Origin of the sequence: Chiayiivirga flava (genome assembly GCF_014202825.1) — a bacterium.
Lineage (GTDB): Bacteria > Pseudomonadota > Gammaproteobacteria > Xanthomonadales > Xanthomonadaceae > Chiayiivirga > Chiayiivirga flava.
This window is the reverse complement of the sequence record NZ_JACHHP010000002.1, coordinates 680,553-698,239: the sequence shown is the minus strand read 5'-3', so window position 1 is coordinate 698,239 and position 17,687 is coordinate 680,553. Positions and strand designations below refer to the sequence as shown.

9 protein-coding genes are annotated in these 17,687 nt (G+C 69.4%); 6 read left to right on the top strand and 3 right to left on the bottom strand.

Going from position 1 to position 17,687, the window contains the following annotated elements; all coding sequences use genetic code 11:
* Window positions 1-90 precede the first annotated feature (90 nt).
* The 6 genes from recC to HNQ52_RS07430 all read left to right on the top strand — a co-directional run bounded on the left by recC (window position 91) and on the right by HNQ52_RS07430 (window position 14,645).
* Complete coding sequence (recC, locus tag HNQ52_RS07455; RefSeq protein ID WP_183960471.1) at window positions 91-3,330, top strand: exodeoxyribonuclease V subunit gamma; 3,240 nt, start codon at window positions 91-93, stop codon at window positions 3,328-3,330.
* Window positions 3,327-6,911 (top strand): exodeoxyribonuclease V subunit beta, encoded by a 3,585-nt coding sequence (gene recB, locus HNQ52_RS07450; RefSeq protein WP_183960470.1) that lies wholly within the window; start codon window positions 3,327-3,329, stop codon window positions 6,909-6,911. Before recC ends, recB begins: the two co-directional genes overlap by 4 nt.
* Window positions 6,908-8,737 carry an exodeoxyribonuclease V subunit alpha gene (gene recD, locus HNQ52_RS07445; RefSeq protein WP_183960469.1) on the top strand — a complete coding sequence of 610 codons (1,830 nt, stop codon included), beginning with the start codon at window positions 6,908-6,910 and terminating at the stop codon, window positions 8,735-8,737. Before recB ends, recD begins: the two co-directional genes overlap by 4 nt.
* A 97-nt stretch (window positions 8,738-8,834) precedes the next feature.
* Window positions 8,835-11,783, top strand: coding sequence for a Kelch repeat-containing protein (locus HNQ52_RS07440; RefSeq protein WP_183960468.1), 2,949 nt, complete (start codon window positions 8,835-8,837; stop codon window positions 11,781-11,783).
* Window positions 11,784-11,953: 170 nt separating this feature from the next.
* A complete protein-coding gene (locus HNQ52_RS07435; RefSeq protein ID WP_183960467.1) occupies window positions 11,954-12,655 on the top strand; it encodes a 2OG-Fe(II) oxygenase in 702 nt (233 codons plus the stop codon).
* Between the two features lie 172 nt (window positions 12,656-12,827).
* On the top strand, window positions 12,828-14,645 hold the full coding sequence (locus HNQ52_RS07430) for an SLC13 family permease (RefSeq protein ID WP_183960466.1): 1,818 nt from the start codon (window positions 12,828-12,830) through the stop codon (window positions 14,643-14,645).
* Window positions 14,646-14,654: 9 nt separating this feature from the next.
* Here the strand turns inward: HNQ52_RS07430 and HNQ52_RS07425 are convergent, their stop codons facing one another.
* Genes HNQ52_RS07425 through HNQ52_RS07415 form a run of 3 tightly spaced genes read right to left on the bottom strand, consistent with a single transcriptional unit; the run spans window position 14,655 to window position 17,599 of the window.
* Window positions 14,655-15,647 (bottom strand): cytochrome d ubiquinol oxidase subunit II, encoded by a 993-nt coding sequence (locus tag HNQ52_RS07425; protein WP_183960465.1) that lies wholly within the window; start codon window positions 15,645-15,647, stop codon window positions 14,655-14,657.
* 11 nt (window positions 15,648-15,658) lie between these two features.
* Entirely contained in the window at window positions 15,659-17,017 is a 1,359-nt protein-coding gene (locus HNQ52_RS07420) for a cytochrome ubiquinol oxidase subunit I (protein ID WP_183960464.1), read from the bottom strand.
* Window positions 17,018-17,038: 21 nt separating this feature from the next.
* Window positions 17,039-17,599 carry a GbsR/MarR family transcriptional regulator gene (locus HNQ52_RS07415; protein WP_183960463.1) on the bottom strand — a complete coding sequence of 187 codons (561 nt, stop codon included), beginning with the start codon at window positions 17,597-17,599 and terminating at the stop codon, window positions 17,039-17,041.
* Between the last annotated feature and the right edge of the window lie 88 nt (window positions 17,600-17,687).

Genomic DNA, 17,687 nt, shown 5'->3' with positions numbered 1-17,687 from the left:
ACGTGACGAGTGCGACCGTGCTGGGACCACTCGCATCCTCGGATGTTCCCGGTCGCAGCCGCTGCGACGTGTCTCGGGCATCATGTGCCCATGCCGGCCGCGCCCGACTTCCGTCTCTACCATGGCAACGATCTCGAGGTGCTGGCTGGCGTGCTGGCGGCCGAGCTTGCGCGCATCGACGTGTCCTGCGACCCGCTCGCGCCGGACACCATCCTCATTCCGCAGCCGTCGATGCGGCGCTGGCTGCAGGCCACGCTCGCACGCGAGCACGGCGTGGCCGCGAACCTGCGCTTTCTCACGCCCGGCGAGTTCGTGCGCGATGCGCTGGCGGCGAACCTCGGCGGCGACGACGCGGCCAGCGCCGATGCCGCGCATCTGCGCTGGCGGTTGTGGTCCAGCCTGCGCGACCGCTCGGTGCGCCAGCAGCGCGCGCTGGAACCGCTGCGGCCGCTGCTCGAGCGCGAACGGCCCGAGCGCGCGGCATGGACGCTCGCCGGCGACCTGGCCGCGGCCTTCGAGAAGTACCAGGCCTGGCGCCGCGACTGGCTGCACGACTGGGATCGCGGTGCCGCACCCGGCGACTGGCAGGCGACATTGTGGCGGCACGCGACGCGTGGCCTTGCGCACCGCGGCGCCCGCCTCACGGACTATCTCGCGCGTTTCGGCGAGGACGGCGATGCGGCGCCCGTCGGGCTTGCGTCGCGGCTGTTCGCGTTCTGCTGCCAGAACGTCTCGCCCGACGTGCTGCGCGTGATCGCATCGCAGGCGCGCGCGGGCACGCTGCACTTCTTCTTCGTGTCGCCGGTGGAGCGCTGGTGGGGCGATCTGCAGACCGCGCGCGAACGACTGCGTGCCCAGCCCGACGCGGGTTTCTCCGGCGACGACGAACACCCGCTGCTGCGCGCCAACGGCGTGGCCGGGCGCGACTTCGTGCGCCTGCTGTTTTCCTACGACGTGGCGCACCCCACCTGGGAACAGGCGATCTACGTGCCGCCGGACCCGGCCACGCGCACCGGCCTGTTGCATCGCATGCAGCGCGATCTGCTGGCGCGGCGCGCGCCGGTGCCTGCCGATCTCGCATCCGACCGCTCGCTGCAGTTCCACCGCTGCCACACCCGCCTGCGCGAGGTGCAGGTGCTGCACGACCAGCTGCGCGTCCTGCTCGATGCCGACCCCACGCTGCAGCCGCGCGACATCGCGGTGCTGACGCCCGACATCGATCGCTACGCGCCGTACGTGCACGCCGTGTTCGGCGCCACGCAGGGCGAGCGCGGACACGTGCCGTACGCGCTCGCCGACGGCAGCGCCATTGCCGCGCATCCGCTGGTCGACACCTTCCTGCGCGCCCTCGCGCTGCCCGAAGCGCGCTTCGGCGTCGGCGAGGTGCTCGCGTTGCTGGCGCAGCCGGCGGTGGCCGCGCGGTTCGAGCTCGACGGCGGCGAACTCGAGGCGCTCGTTGACTGGCTGCACGCCGCCGGCGCACGCTGGGCGCTCGACGCGCGCCACCGCGTCGCGCACGGTGCACCCGAGGAACCTGCGTACACGTGGGCGTGGGCGCTCGATCGCATCCTGCTCGGCCACGCCGGCGGCGACGATGCGATGCTGGAGGGCATTGCGCCGTGGCCCGAGCTCGAAGGCGGCGCCATCGCCACGCTCGATGCCGCGTTGCAGGCGCTGCGCACGCTCGCACGGCTGCAGCGCGAACTCGCGCAACCGGCCGATGCCGCGCGCTGGGAAGCACGCATCGCGCGCCTGCTCGACGACCTGTTCGAGCCGAACCCGTCCGATGCCGCCACCCGACGTGCGCTCGAGACATTGCGCGCAACGCTGCAGCGTTTCGGTGAGGAAACCCGCACCGCGCAGGTCGACGACGCCATTGCGCCCGACGTGGTGCGCGCGTGGTTCGATGCCGCGTTGCGCGAGGACCAGACCCGCCAGCCCTTCCTCAGCGGCGGGGTCAACGTCGCGCGCATGGTGCCGATGCGGCTGATCCCGTTCCGCGTGGTGTGCCTGATCGGCATGGACGACGACGTGTTTCCGCGCCGCGACCCGGCCGGCGGCCTCAATCGCATCGCGCACGCCCTGCGCACACCCGCGCATCGTCTCGGCGACCGCTCGATCCGCGACGACGACCGCCTGCTGTTCCTGCAGCTGTTCGCCGCCGCGACGGACACGTTTTACCTGAGCTGGCTGGGCGCCGATCCGCGCAGCGGCGAGGCACGGCCGCCCTCGGTGGTGGTGGCGGAGTTGCTGGAGCAGGCCGCGCACACCGCCGGGCGCGACGCGGACGCGCTGATGGTGTCGCATCCGCTGCAGCCGTTTGCGCCGGAAGCGTTCGGCGCCGGCGATGCGCGCCGCACGAGTTACCTCGCGCAGTGGCGCGTCGCGACCGACGTGCCGCGCGTCGCCGCCGCATTGCCCGCGTTCGCCACGGTTCTGCCGCCACCGCCGCCCGAAACCGCGGTGCAGCATCGCGTCGTGCTGCACGATCTGCTCAATCCCGCGCGCGCCTGGCTCGAACGTCGTCTCGGCCTGCGCCTGCGCACCCTGTCGGAGGATGCCGCCGACGACGAACCGTTCGATCGCAACGACGGGCTGCATCGCCATGCGGTGCGCGACGCGGTGTTCGCCGAGTTGCTGCGCGACGACGCGCTCGACGTCGACGCGCTGCGCGCGCGGCTGCTGGCGCAGGCGCGCATCGCGCCCGGACGCGCGGGCCGGCACGAGGTCGCGCTCGCGTGGCAGGAGCTGCGCCCGCTGCTTGCGCGGTGGCGCGCGCCGCAGCGCGGCGCGATGCGCGCGCGCGACTTCGAGATCGACCTCGGCGGCACGCGCCTGCACGGCCGGCTGGACGCGGTGTTCGACAGCGGCCTGCACCAGTGGAGCCTGAGCGAACCGCACGGCCGGACGCAGCTGCGGCTCGGCCTGGACGCGCTGGTGTGGTCGGCGCTCGGCGAAACCGCGCCAGTGCATCGCCTCATCGCGAAGGAAGGTTCGCGCCGTTGCGCGGCCATCGCGCCGCATGCCGCGCGCAGCGTGCTCGATGGCCTGCTCGCGCTGCGCAGGCAGGCCCTGCAGGAGGCGCTGCCGTGGGGACCGCGCGCCGGCTACGCATTCGTGCAGCGTCTGCGCGAGCGGCAATGCAGCGACGAGGAGGCGTTCGAACACGCACGCACGGTGTGGGACCAGGTCGAACGGCACGATCCGTGGATCGCGCTGGCGCTGCGCGGACGCGATCCGTTCGCGCCGGGCAACACGCGCGAGGCGGAGGCGTTCCGATCGATCTCGGTGACGGTGTTCGGCGCGCTGCTGCAGGCCGACGCCGCATGAGCGATCTCGGCCTCACCGTTCCGCTGTCCGGCATCCAGCTGATCGAAGCCAGCGCCGGCACCGGCAAGACGTACACCCTGGCCACACTGTACGTGCGGCTGATCGTGGAAGCGCGCCTGACGGTGCCGGAGGTCCTGGCGGTCACCTTCACGGTGGCCGCGACCGCGGAACTGCGCACGCGACTGCGCGAGCGGCTGACCCTCGCCCTGGCACTGGCGGACGGCGGAGCGGCACCGGACGGCAGCGAGCCCACCGTCGCGCTGGTCGACGCGGCGTTGCGGTCCGAAACGCGCGCGGCCCTGGTGCATCGCCTGCGCGCAGCGGTCGAATCGATGGATCTTGCGCCGATCCACACCATTCACGCCTTCTGCCAGCGCGCGCTCGCGGACCACGCGTTGGAGGCCGCGCAGCCGCTTGCCGCACGCGAACTGGTGACGAACGAAAATGCGCTGCGGCTGGAGGTGGCGACCGAGTTCTGGCGCCGCGTCAGCTACGACGATGGCGATGCCGACGTGCTGCTCGAACACTGGACGTCGCCGCAGCGGCTCGCGGACGACCTGCGCGACTGGCTCGGCCACGACGCAATCGAACCGCACATCCCGGCGCAGACGCCGACGGCCGCCGCCGCGCTCGACGCCGCGACGCAGGCCCTGCGCGCCGCGGTGCCGGCGCATGCCGACAGCGCGCGCGCAGCGCTGCAGCAGGCGTTCGACGGCGGCACGATGCAGAAGCAGAAGTTCGCCGTGCGCCACGTGCAGGCGCGCTGGGAACATCTGTTGACCTGGCGCGACGCGCCGGCCACGGTGCCGCCGCCGCGCGACAAGCTCGACTGGTTCACGCCCGAGGGCCTGCGCGAACGCGCGAAGGACGGCCAACACGCCCGCGTGCCGCAGTCGCCGCTGTTCGATGCGATCGCGGCGTGGATGGCGGCCGACGATGCCCTGACGCTCGAGCGCGCGCGGCGCCGCATCGCCCTGGTGCACCGCGCCTGCGCGTTTGCGCGCGGACGTCTGGCCGAACTCAAGGCGCAGCGCGGCCAGCAGGGCTTCGACGATCTCGTGCGCGACACCGAAGCGGCGCTGCACGGACCGAACGGCATGCTGTTCGCACGTCGGCTGCGGGCGCAGTACCGCGTCGCGCTGGTCGACGAGTTCCAGGACACCGATCCGCGTCAGTGGTCGATCTTCCGTCATGTGTTTGCCGCGCAGCCCGACCCGGACGATCCGCGTCCGCATGCGCTGTTCCTGATTGGCGACCCGAAGCAATCGATCTACCGCTTTCGCGGCGGCGATGTGTTCACCTATCTGGCCGCGGCACGGCAGGCGTCGCAGACGCACAGCCTGGCGCACAATTTCCGCTCGCGCCCGAGCTTGCTGCGCGCCGTGGAAGCGCTGTTCGCGATGGGCGGCGAGGATGCGTTCGCACAGGACGGCATCGCATTCGTGCCGGTCGCCCCCGGTGGCCGCTGCGCCGACGACGCGCTGCGCATCGACGGCGCCGTCGCGCCCGCGCTCACCGTGCTGACGCTCGCCTCGATGCCGAAGCAACCGATCGACGAGACCCGCGACGCCGCCGCCATCGCCTGCGCCGCGCAGATCCAGGCCCTGCTGCGCGACGCCCGCGCCGGCCGGGTGCAACGCGGCAGCGGCAACGACACGCGGGCCGTCCGCCCCGGCGACATCGCCGTGTTGGTGCGCAGCAACCGCGACGCGCTGCGCATGCAGCACACGCTGGCGGCCATCGGCGTGCCGAGCGTGGCGCCGGCGCGCGACAGCGTGTTCGCGAGCGAGGAGGCGGAAGAATGGCGCCGCCTGCTGCTCGCCATCGTCGCACCCGGCGACGACGGCCGCCTGCGCGCCGCACTTGCCACCCCGCTGCTGGGCTGGAGCGCGGCCGACATCGCCGCGCTCGACGACGACGCCCTGCAGCAACGCGGCGCGCAGGACCTCGCGCAGGCGTGGCGCCACCAACTCGACCGCCACGGCCTGCTCGCACTGGGCAACACGCTGTGTGCGGAACAGGCCCCGCGCCTGCTCGCGCTTGCCGACGGCGAGCGCCGCCTGACCAACCACCTGCAACTGCTCGACGCCCTGCAATGCGACCCGGCCGCAGCGCTCGGCGCACGCGCCCTGCTCGACGCGCTCGAACGTCGCATGCGCGATGCCGATGCCGACAACGAGGACGAGCAGCTGCGGCTCGAATCCGACGCCGACCGCGTCACGATCCTGACCCTGCATCGCAGCAAGGGTCTCGAATTCGATCTCGTGTTCCTGCCCTTCGTCGCAACCGACGGCATCCCGAAGCCACGTGGCGTGCTGGCCTTCCACGACGGCACCAAACGCGTCGGCTGGCTGACGGGCAGCGGCGACGGCAACGGCGATGCCGTCGCCGCGGAACGCCAGCGCGCGGAGGACCGCGCCGAAGCCCTGCGCCTGCTGTATGTCGGCCTCACGCGCGCCAAGCTCGGGCTGTGGCTGGCATGGGGCACGAGCCGCTGCGCCGGCGATAGCGCGCTGGCTTGGCTAATGCACCGCGAAACGGGCGCGACCAGCGCGGCAACGGTCGACGAGGCGTCGATCGCGGCGCGCCTGGCGGTGCTGCGGGCGGCGGCGCCGGACGCGATCCGCATCGAAGACGCCGCGACGGCTTTGCCGGCCACGCGCCTCGCCGCGGAGGCCACGCCACCGGCGCCGCCTGCGGCCATCGCGCAGCGCGAGATCGCGCGCGACTGGTGGATCTACAGCTACTCGCAACTCGCGCGCGAAGACACCGGCGCCGCCGCGGAGGAACACGGCGCCGACGACGAGGACGATCCGCTCGCGCTGTCCGCGCCGCTGCGGTCGCCCTTCGTCGGCGCGCGTTTCGGCAACAGCCTGCACCACGCGCTGGAACACGTGGACGTGGCGCGCTGGCGTGACTGGATCGACGCTGCGCCGCCGCCGGGCGAAGCCGCCGCGCTGCTGCAGGCGTTGCGTTCGGAAGGTTACGCCCCGGACACCGACGACGCCGGCGTCGCCCTGCTGTGCGCGCTGGTGCGCAACACGCTCAATGTGCGCCTGCCCGAAGGCACACGCCTGGTCGACCTGCCGGATGCGGCGCGACGCAACGAACTGGAGTTCCACCTCGGCCTCGCGCCCGTCGCGGTGCCGGCGCTGATCGCGGTGCTGCATCGTCACGGCATCGCCACCGCGCGCCAAGGTTTCGGCCTGCGCCGCCGCATCGAGGGCCTGCTGACCGGGCGCATCGATCTGGTGTATCGCCACGACGGGCGCTACTACGTGCTCGATTACAAATCGAACCTGCTGCCGGACTACACGCCGCATGCGCTCGACACGGCCGTGCGCGACAGCGAATACGATCTGCAGTACGCGCTGTATGCGGTCGCGCTGCACCGCTGGCTGCGTTTCCGCCTCGGCGACAGCTACGAGGCCGCGCGCGATTTCGGCGGCGTGCGGTATCTCTACTGCCGCGGGCTGGATGCCGGACGCGACGACGGTGCGGGCATCCACGCGCCGTCGATCCCGCTCGCGCTGCTGCACGATCTCGATGCCCTGTTCGCCGGCCGCGGAGGCCACGCATGACGCTGCTCGACGCCCTGCTGCGCAGCGCCGCGGTGCGCGCGGTCGACCATGCGTTTGCGCTGGCGCTGCGCCGCATCGATCCGGCCACGCCGGACGCCGTGCTGGCTGCGGCGGCGCTGGCGGCCGCGGCGGTGGCGCAGGGCCACAGCGTGCTGCCGCTCGCATGTGCGCACCTGCTGCTGCCCGATGCGCCGAACGACACGCCGCCGCCATTGCCGCCGCTTGCCGAATGGCTCGATGCGCTGCGTGCGTCGCGCTTCGTAGCGTCGTCCGCAGACGCAGCCAGCGAAACACGCGTGCTGGTGCTGGAGGACGACCGCCTCGCGCTGCGCCGTTACTGGCGTTACGAACGTCGCCTCGCCGCCGCGCTGTGCATGCTGGGCGACGCCGCCGCACCGTCGCCCGCCGACCACACCGCGTGGCTCGAACCGCGGCTCGCGCAGCTGTTCCCGCTGCTGCGGTCCGATCCCGGCGACGCCCAGGCCATCGCTGCACGCGCCGCACTCGTGCACCGCGTGCTGCTGCTCACCGGCGGTCCGGGCACCGGCAAGACCACCACGGTGGCGCGCCTGCTGGTGCTGGCGGTGGAAGCTGCCGCACGCCGCGGCGAGCCCGCGCCGCGCATCCTGCTGGCCGCGCCCACCGGCAAGGCCGCGGCGCGCCTGGGCGAAAGCCTGCGCACCACGCTCGATGCACTGCTCGACGACGGCCTGATCGATGCAGCCACGTCTGCGGCGATTCCGTCCGCCGCGTCCACCGTGCACCGCCTGCTCGGCACGATCCCGAACCGCAGCGTCTTCCGCCACGATGCCGCGCAGCCGTTGGCAGCTGACCTCGTGGTGGTGGATGAAGCGTCGATGGTCGACCTGCCGCTGATGACCAAACTGGTCGAAGCCGTATCGCGGCACGCACGCCTGATGCTGATCGGCGACCCGGACCAGCTGCCGTCGGTGGAGACCGGCAACGTGCTGTCGGCGCTGTGCGACGCGGCCGACCGCACGCCCGAATTCGCCGCGTTTCCCGGCCGCCGCGTGCACCTGCACCGCAGCCACCGCCAGGCCGCGCAACTCGATCTCGCACCGCTCGCCGCCGCCATCCGCGAAGGCGAGGCCGACGTCGCACTCGACGGGCTCGCGGCGGCACGCTATCGCGGCGTCGAGTGGCAGCAGAGCACGCTGCGCGCCCTGCCGGCGTGGTTGCGCCAGCACGCGGTGCCGCACTACCGCGCGCTGCAGCTCGCCGCCGATCCGCAGCAGGCACTCGACCTCGCGCGCCGCTACCGCGTGCTGACGGCCTTGCGCGCGGGCCCCTCCGGGAGCCTTGCGCTCAACGCCCAGCTCGTCGCCATGCTCGATCCGTCCCGCCGCGGCGACGCGCTCTTCCACGGCGGTCTCGCGATGGTGGTGCAGAACAGCTACCGCCACGGCCTGTTCAACGGCGACATCGGCGTCGGGTGGCGCGACGCGCACGACGACCGCCTGCACGTCTGGTTCGACACCGACACCGGCCTGCGCCCGTTCGCCCCCACCGCCCTGCCCGCGCACGAACCCGCGTTCGCGCTGACCGTGCACAAATCGCAGGGCTCCGAATTCGACCGCGTGCTGCTCGTCCTGCCCGAGCACGACACCCGCGCCGTCTCGCGCGAACTGCTCTACACCGGTCTCACCCGCACGCGCGAACATGTCACCGTGTGGGCCGGCGAAGACATCCTGCGCGCGGGCATCGCGCGCCGCGCGCAGCGGTACAGCGGGTTGGCAAGGTGCTTCGGAGGGATTCTGCCCGGTTTGCAGGAATCCACAGCTGGAGCTTTCGCTCCGCCTTGGTGAGCGGACAGCTGCGTCAGCCGGACGCGATGTTTCCTTGTCCGGAACGCGCTACAGTGACTGCGCGTTATCATCCCCCTTGGTTTTCCGGGGGCGGCCGATGATTTTTCCGATTCTACAGTTTCGTCGCTGCATGGGGCTGGCGCTGATCGCCGCCTGCGTTGCACCAATCGGAACATCTGCGAAAGATTTCAGCGATGCCGATCGGATCGCGTGCACGCTCGCGGTCGAAGAGGTGCGATGGTCGCAGCGCATTTGGCCGAAAGAGAACGTTTCATCGAAACCACCGCTCTCGCACGTCTTCGACCGACAATCCGCGCAGCGGCTCGTGCGAGACGCGGCACGCATGGAGCGCGCGCTCGCGCAACAGTTCGATGTTCGGCTCACCATATCGGACATGCAGTCCGAGCTCGATCGGATGGTCCGCAATACACGCGCACCCGAGCAGTTGCGCCGCCTGTTTGCTGCGTTGGACAACGACCCGCAGCGTCTCGCGGAGTGTCTCGTGCGTCCCGCGCTCGTGAAGCGACGCCTGCAGACGGCATATTGGCAGGACACCCGGCTCCATGCTCCTGTGCGCGAACGAGCGCTCGATGCGCTGCATGAAATTCGGGCCGGCGCGCTTCCGAGCGGAATCGTGCAGACCATCGAGCAATCTGCCACGCCTCCGGTGGCGCGCGTTCCTCGACCCGACGGATTTCTCCGTGCGCCCACATCACGACCCGGCAGCACCCCGGACCGCAAGGGTGTGGTCGATGTCGGGTCGGCATTCGAGTTTCGTAAACCATTCGTAGGCTCCGACGGCCGTCCTGCGACGCGAGTTTGGACCTGGCCCAAGGTCGACTTCCATTCGTGGTGGCAGAAGAACGCATCGACGTTCGACGGCCCCATCAAGCGTCTGGCTGCAACCGCGCTTCGCGTGCCATCCGTCGAAAAATCGGTGCTGTCGAACTTCACGGGCTGGCGGCCGGAAGGTGCGCCATCGGGTCGACGGGACGCGATGTCGCTGTGGACAGGCGACGAAATGCTGATCTGGGGTGGGCACAGTTACGACGGCGGCGGAACGCGCATGTATCTGTACGACCCCGCCACCGATTCATGGAGGACAGTCGGCGCGAGCATCAGTTCGAATGTGCCTGCCGTGTGGACCGGGAGCGAAGCGGTGTTCTGGTCCGGGCGCGCGGAGACATCCGGCCGCTACGATCCGCGCAGCGACACATGGCGACCGATGTCGATGGAAGGCTCCCCGACCGAGCGCACCGATGCCAGCCTCGTGTGGACCGGCACCGAGCTCATCGTGTTCGGGGGTGCCATTGGACTGCAAACTGCGTTGTCGGACGGGGGCAGGTACTCGCCATCGGAAGATCGCTGGACGGCGATTCCCGAAACGACTGTCGTGGCGGGTCGCTCCGAGCACTCGGCCGTCTGGACGGGACAGGAAATGCTGGTGTGGGGTGGCATGCACTTCGTACCCAGCGAGAACGGAGGTTACCTTGCCCAATTCCACGTCGACGGCGGTCGGTTCGATCCTGTTTCGGGAGAGTGGACCGCACTGGAAGGGGAAGAAATTGCGCCGCCATCGATTGAGCCCGCGCATTGGACCGGAACACTGATGGTGATCTGGAACGGCTATGCCGGTGCATTGTTCGACCCTGCTGCAAACTCCTGGAGTGCGATCAGCGACATCGATGCACCTTTGACGGGATTTTCAATGGTTACGGCCTGGACGGGGACCGAATTGCTCGTCTGGGGAACTTCGGAGGACTGGGAAAACGATTACGCGCTGATACCGGATCAGGCACGTTACGAGCCTGCTACCGACACATGGAAGCCGATGTCGACATCCGGCTCACCTGGAGTACTGGCTGGTCAGACCAGTGTATGGACGGGCGAGGAACTGATCGTGTGGGGAGGTTCCACGAACGCTTACATGGGGCCGACGTCCGGCGCCGGTGCGCGCTATGACCCCGACCTGGATCGCTGGGTCACGTTCGACGCCAAGCCACCGGGGCGTCCCACGCCGCGCGCAGGTTCGGTCTCCGTCTGGACTGGGGCCGAGTTCATCATCTGGGGCGGCAACGAGCCATCCGCAGCCCACGGCACCGGCGGGCAATATGACCCTGTGCTGGATCGATGGCAGCCGGTAACGCAGCTCGATGCACCGTCGCCTCGGACCGGACATGCGGCGGTGTGGACCGGTCTGGAGATGATCGTGGTGGGAGGACAAGCGAACGCATCGGACGAAACCTCCGAGGGAGGACGTTACGACCCTGCGAGCGATTCCTGGATCGCACTTCCGCCCGATGGGCGCGATACGCGCGATGACCTCCTGGCGTTCTGGAGCGGTCGCGAGCTGCTTGTCTGGGGTGGCACGCGGTACTGGGGCGATCCGGACGATCACGGCGATCGCTTCGACCCGCTGACGAATCAGTGGACCCCGATGTCGTCGGTCGCCGCTCCGGTGTTCGGCAGACCTCCCGCCGGCGTGTGGACCGGGACGGAAATGCTGGTGTGGGGGGGTGACAACGGCAACGTGCCGGGACATGGAGCCAGATACGACCCGGTGTTGGACACATGGACAGCAATTTCCGAAGCAAATGCCCCAACAGGGAGAGAAGCACACAGCGCGATCTGGACAGGCAGCGAGATGGTAGTGTGGGGGGGAGGCATTGCGTGGATCGTCATCCACGGGCGTGACACGGGAGCGCGCTATTCCCCGGAGAGCGATTCATGGACGCCCACCTCTCTGGTCGAGGTACCACCTGCACGCCATGGCCACTCGGCGGTCTGGACCGGCGAGGAAATGATCGTTTGGGGCGGGCGGGTAGAAGTCAATTCTCCCACCGCGACGGGAGGGCACTACGCGCCCGCGGTTGACCAGTGGCGGCCGACCGCGCTGCAAGACCCCCCGCCCGCCGCTGACGGCAATGCTGTCTGGAGCGATGGCATGATGCTGGTCTGGCCATACGCTGAAGTCTGGTTCTATCGTCCATCGCCGATCGTTCCCTCGCGCCTGTTGCTGCAGGACGGATTTGAATCCGTGAACTAGGCCACGGGTGGATGCACCAACAACCTCACGCTGCGGGTGCTCTTTTTTTGGGGTGGCGACCCTGTCGGAGGCGGGCCGCAGAACGTGACCGGAATTTGCAGCCAGATTGCAGCGAACACGACCCCCGCGTTCAGCGTCTGGGATCATGAACGACCCTTGTCCGAGCAATCATGACGAACACCGACTTCATCGAGGTCTACGACAATGCCCTCTCGCCCGCGGCCTGCGCCGCGATCGTGCAGCGCTTCGAGCGCAGCGGGCAGCACACGCCGGGGCTGGTCGGCAGCGGGTTGTTCCCGGAGCTCAAGCACAGCCGCGACATCAGCCTCGCCGGGCGCGCCGATTGGGCCGATCTGGAGCAGCAGTTGAATGTGGCCGCGTTCGGTGGCCTGCAGCGTTATCTGCGCAAGTACGCCTACGCGCTGATCGCGCCGCTGATGGTGCAGAGCGGCGGACCGGGCACGGCGCCGAAACGGATCGCGTTCGAGGATTTCGAAGCGATGCCGGACAAGCAACTGGCGCAGTTGACCATGCACGTGTTCCGCCCCGGGCGCATCAACGTGCAGCGTTACACCGCCGACGAGGGCGGCTACCCGTACTGGCACTGCGAGCTGTTTCCGAAGGACGCGAGCTGCGAGACCCTGCATCGGCATCTGCTGTGGACGATCTACCTCAACGACGGTTTCGGCGAGGGCGAGACGGAGTTCATCCACCAGAATCGCAAGATCGTGCCGAAGACCGGCAGCCTGCTGATCGCGCCGACCGCGTTCACCCACACGCACCGCGGCAACATGCCGCGCGGCCGCGACAAGTACATCGCGACGAGCTGGGTGCTGTTCCAGCGCGCCGAGGCGCTGTTCCCGGCAAAATAGGCGGTTCGCGGCGGCGACCGCGGCAGTCCGGGCGCGCATGCGCCGGTGCCGTGCGCCGGCGTCGTCCGCCACGGTCGATTTGCACGGCTCCGGCGGTGCCGCCGGACGCGTTCCGCCCGATACGGCGCGCCCGCCGCGATGCGATGATGCCCGTCCACACCGAGCGACCCGCATGGATTTCCAGCAGATCACCTTTCTCGTCATCCTCGTCGGCGCGCTGGCGCTGTTCATCAGCGAAAAGGTCCGTATCGACCTCGCCGCGATGCTGGTGCTCATGGCGCTCACGCTCACCGGCATCCTCGACGGCAAGGAAGCGCTCACCGGCTTCTCCAGCGAGCCCGCGATCATCGTCGCCGCGGTGTTCGTGCTGTCGGCGGCGCTCGCCGCCACCGGCCTGACCGATCGCATCGGTGCCCTGATCGGGCGCGCGGCCGGCGGCAGCGAGTGGCGCACCATCGCGGTGGTGATGCCGGCGGTCGCCGCACTCGCGGCGTTTTCGCACCATCTGATGGTCACCGCGATGATGCTGCCGATCCTGATGCGGCTGGCGCGCGACCACCAGCTCGCGGCTTCGCGCCTGCTGATGCCGATGTCGCTCGCCGCCTCGCTCGGCACCACGCTGACGCTGTTCAGCGCCCCGGCCTTCCTGCTCGCGGCCGATCTGCTGGTGCGGGCGGGCGAACCGCGCCTGGACGTGTTCGCGATCACGCCGATCGGTGCGGCGCTCGTGCTGCTCGGCGCCGCTTACATGCTGCTCGGGCGCTGGCTGCTTCCCAAGCGGATGGGCGCGGCCGACAACGGCGACTACATGCGGCTGGAGCGTTACTACACCGAGCTCGTGCTGGCGAAGGATTCGGAGTGGGCCGGGCGCAATTACGGCGAGTTCCTCAAACATTTCGACAAGCGTCTGCAGGTGGTCGACTGGTTGCGCCACGGCACGCGCAAGCGCTTCCGCGGTCCGGACAGCCTGCTGTCGGCGGGCGACGTGCTGCTGGTGCGGGCCTCGCCCGACGAGATCGCCTCGATCAAGGACGAACCGGGCCTGGATCTGCACGCCGTGGCCAAGTACGGCGAAGCGCAGGCCAAGGACCGCGACACCGAACTGCTCGGCGAGGAACAGCTGGTGCAGGCCGTGGTCGCGCCGCATTCGGAGTTCGTCGGGCAGAACATCGGCACCATCGATTTCTTCCGCACGCTCGGCGTGATCGTGGTCGGGCTGTGGCGCAAGGAAGGCTGGATCAACAGCGAGCTGTCGCAGGTGACGCTGCAGGAGGGCGACCTGCTGGTGCTGTGGGGGCGGCAGCAGACCTTCAGCGAGCTCGCCGCGCACCGCGGCTTCCTCATGCTGGTGCCGTTCGCGGCGCGGCAGAAGCAGCGCAGCCGCGCGCCGCTGGCGCTGATCATCATGGCGGCGGCGGTGGTGGCGGCCGCCACCGAGGTGCTGCCGGCGCAGATCGCGTTCCTGTGCGGCGCGGTGGCGATGGTGCTGAGCCGCTGCATCGGCGTGGAGGATGCCTATCGCGGCATCGACGTGCGCATCTTCGTGATGATCGCCGGCGTCATTCCACTCGGCATCGCGATGGAAAAGACCGGCACCGCGCAACTGTTCGCCGATGTGCTGCTGCGCTACACCGCGGATTTCAGCCCGCTCGCGGTGCTGCTGGTGGTGTTCTGGTCCGGCGCGCTGCTGACGCAGATCCTGTCCGACGCGGCCACGACGGTGCTGCTCGGCCCGGTGGCGATTTCGCTCGCCACCGGCATGGACCTGCCGCCGACGCCGTTCGTGGTGTGCACCGCGCTTGGCGCGGTGGCGAGTTTCCTCACCCCCATCGGCCACCACGGCAACCTGCTGATCCTCAATCCGGGACGCTACACCTTCGGCGATTTCATCAAGGTGGGCGTGCCGTTGACCCTGATGATCGGCTTTGTCAGCACGTGGCTCGCGCGCTGGCTGTGGCTCGACGGACCGCTGCTGCCGGGCCTGGGCTGAGCTGCACGCTCAGTCGTAGTGCAGGTCTTCCGCGCGACCCCAGAACACCTTGTACGAGTAGACCGTGTAGACCAGGATCGCCGGCAGCGTGATGCCGACGCCGATCAGGATCACGGCCAACGCTTCGGGCGAACTGGCCGCCTGCCAGATGTCGAGTCGGTCGACGACGAGATACGGAAACATGCTGTAGGCCAGTCCGAGGAACGACAGCACGAACAGTCCTGCCGCGCCGGCGAAGGGTTTCCAGTGCGCCGCCGCGTCGCCGCGCTGCATGCGCGCGAGCGTGCGTTCGGTCCACAGCCACAGCGCCGCGGCAGCGATCGGCACCGGCGCGGTCCAGAACAGTTCCGGCAGCGAGAACCACTTGTCGAAGATGCGCTGGCTCACCAGCGGCGTGGCGATCGACACCGCGGCGACGCCGGCACCGGTCATCCACAGCGCGCGGTGCGCCCAGCGCACGGCCTTGGCATGCAGGCCTTCCTCGGTCTTGAGGATCAGCCACGCCGCACCGAGCAGCGCATACCCCGCGATCAGGCAGCAGCCGATGAACGCGGCGAACCCGAACGCGATCCAGCCCGGCTCGAAGCCCAGGATGTAGTCGCCGATCATGTAGCCCTGCGCCCAGGTGGCGAGCAGCGAGCCGCCGAGGAAGGCGCGGTTCCACGCGGCCTTGTACTTGGCGTGCGCCTTGACCCGGAAGTCGAACGCGACGCCGCGCAGGATCAGGCCGACGAGCATCAGCGCCACCGGCAGATAGAGCGACGTCAGGATCACGCCGTGCGCCTTCGGGAACGCGATCAGCAGGATGCCCACGCCAAGCACGAGCCAGGTTTCGTTGGCATCCCAGAACGGTCCGATCGACGCCACCATGCGGTCCTTCTGCGCGTCGTCGGCGCCGGAGAGCAGGATGCCCACGCCCAGGTCGTAGCCGTCGAGCACCACGTAGATCAGCACGGCAAGACCCATCAGGAACAGGAAGATCAGCGGCAGTGCGTCGTCCATGGTCGTGTCCCTCAGCCCGGTTGCGTGTCGTCGGTGAAGGCCTGAACCGCCGCCGGTGCCGGGCCCTTGCGCTTGTCGCCGACCATCGCGCGGCGCGCCATGTAGGTCATCACCCAGATGTAGGACACGATGAGCACCGCGTACAGCGCCAGGTACATGGCAAGACTGGTCGCGATCATCGGCGCCCCGACCGGGCCCGCTGCGCCCGCGGTGGTCAGCACGCCGGTCACCAGCCACGGCTGGCGTCCGATCTCGGTGACGTACCAGCCCGCGAGCGTCGCGACCCAGCCGGCGAACGTCATGCCCGCGAGCGTGCGCAGCAGCCAGCGCGGCAGTTCGTCCGTGCGCCGCAGGCGCCACGCGCTCCACCACGACGCCAGCAGCATCAGCACGCCGATGCCCACCATCACGCGGAAGCCCCAGAACAGCGGCGCCACCGGCGGGTGGCTGTCGAACGAATCGAGCCCGCGGATCTCGCCGTCCATCGAGTGGGTCAGGATGAGGCTGGCGCCGTACGGCACGCTCAGCTCGAAGCCGTTGCTGCGCGTGGCCTCGTCCGGGAACGCGATCAGGCGCAGGTCGGCGCCGCGCTCGTTCTCCCAGATCGCTTCCATCGCGGCGATCTTCTGCGGCTGGTGTTCGAGCGTGTTGAGCCCGTGCAGGTCGCCGACGAGGATCTGCAGCGGAATCAGCGCCGCGGCGAGGTACACGCCGGTGCGCAGCGTGGCGCGCACCTCGGCGCCGTCGTCGCCGCGCAGCCGGCGGTAGGCCGAGAGGCCGGCGACGAGGAAGGCGCAGGTCAGGCCCGATGCCAGCAGCATGTGTACGAGCCGGTACGGGAACGAGGGATTGAAGATCACCTCGAACCAGCTGGTGACGTGCGCCTGCCCGTCGATCATCTCGAAGCCGGACGGCGTCTGCATCCAGGAGTTCAGCGCTAGGATCCAGAACGCCGACAGCGTGGTCCCGAACGCGACGAGAAACGTCGCGATCGTGTGCATGCGATCGGACACCCGCCGCCGCCCGAACAGCATGATGCCAAGGAAGGTCGCTTCGAGGAAAAACGCGGTCAGCACCTCGTAGCCGAGCAACGGACCGGCGATGTTGCCGACGGTTTCCATGTAGCCCGGCCAGTTGGTGCCGAACTGGAAACTCATCGTGACCCCGCTCACCACGCCCAGCGCGAAACTCAGCGCGAACACCTTCACCCAGGTGGCGTACGCCGCGGCCCATTTCGCGTCGCCGGTGGCGCGTCCGCGCAGCTTGAAGAACAGCAGGATCCAGCCCAGCGCGATGGTGATCGTCGGGAACAGGATGTGGAAGCTGATGTTGGCCGCGAACTGGATGCGGGCGAGAAGCAGCGGATCCATGGCAGGGTCTCCAGGCGCGGATCAGGCGGACTTGCCGCCGGGAAGGACGGCGATCCTGTCCTTCACGTCGATGAGCTTCTGCACCGTGGCGCCGAGCGACATCAGCCGGCGCAGCGTCTGCGGCGAGAGCTTGCGCAGTTCGTCGAACCAGCCGGTGGCAAGCTCCATCACCTCGTACATCTGCTGCATGCGCGCCTGCACGTGGCGCTCTTCCGCGGAATCGGGCGCATCGAGCAGGGCCGTGCGCAACATCGACAGCGTCGGTTCGACCTCGCGCTTCTGGCGCTCCTCGGCAAGCGTCTGGAAGATGGTCCAGACATCCTCCGGCGCGGAGAAATAGTCGCGCCGGTCGCCCGGCAGGTGCGACAGCCGCACCAGGCGCCAGCCCTGCAGCTCCTTGAGCCCCATGCTCACGTTGGAGCGCGACATGCCGAGCCGCTCGACGATGTCGTCGGCATGCAGCGGCCGCTCGGCGACGAACAGCAGCGCGTAGATCTGTCCGACCGTTCGATTCACGCCCCAGCGGCTGCCCATCTCGCCGAAGTGCAGCACGAAGGATTGCGTCAGCGGCGGCATGTTCATTTTCTTTATTTCAGTAATTCTTGAAATTACCGATATTCTAGTCCTGCCTGCATGCCCTGTCCATGCCGTGCGGAACGGCCGACTGCCG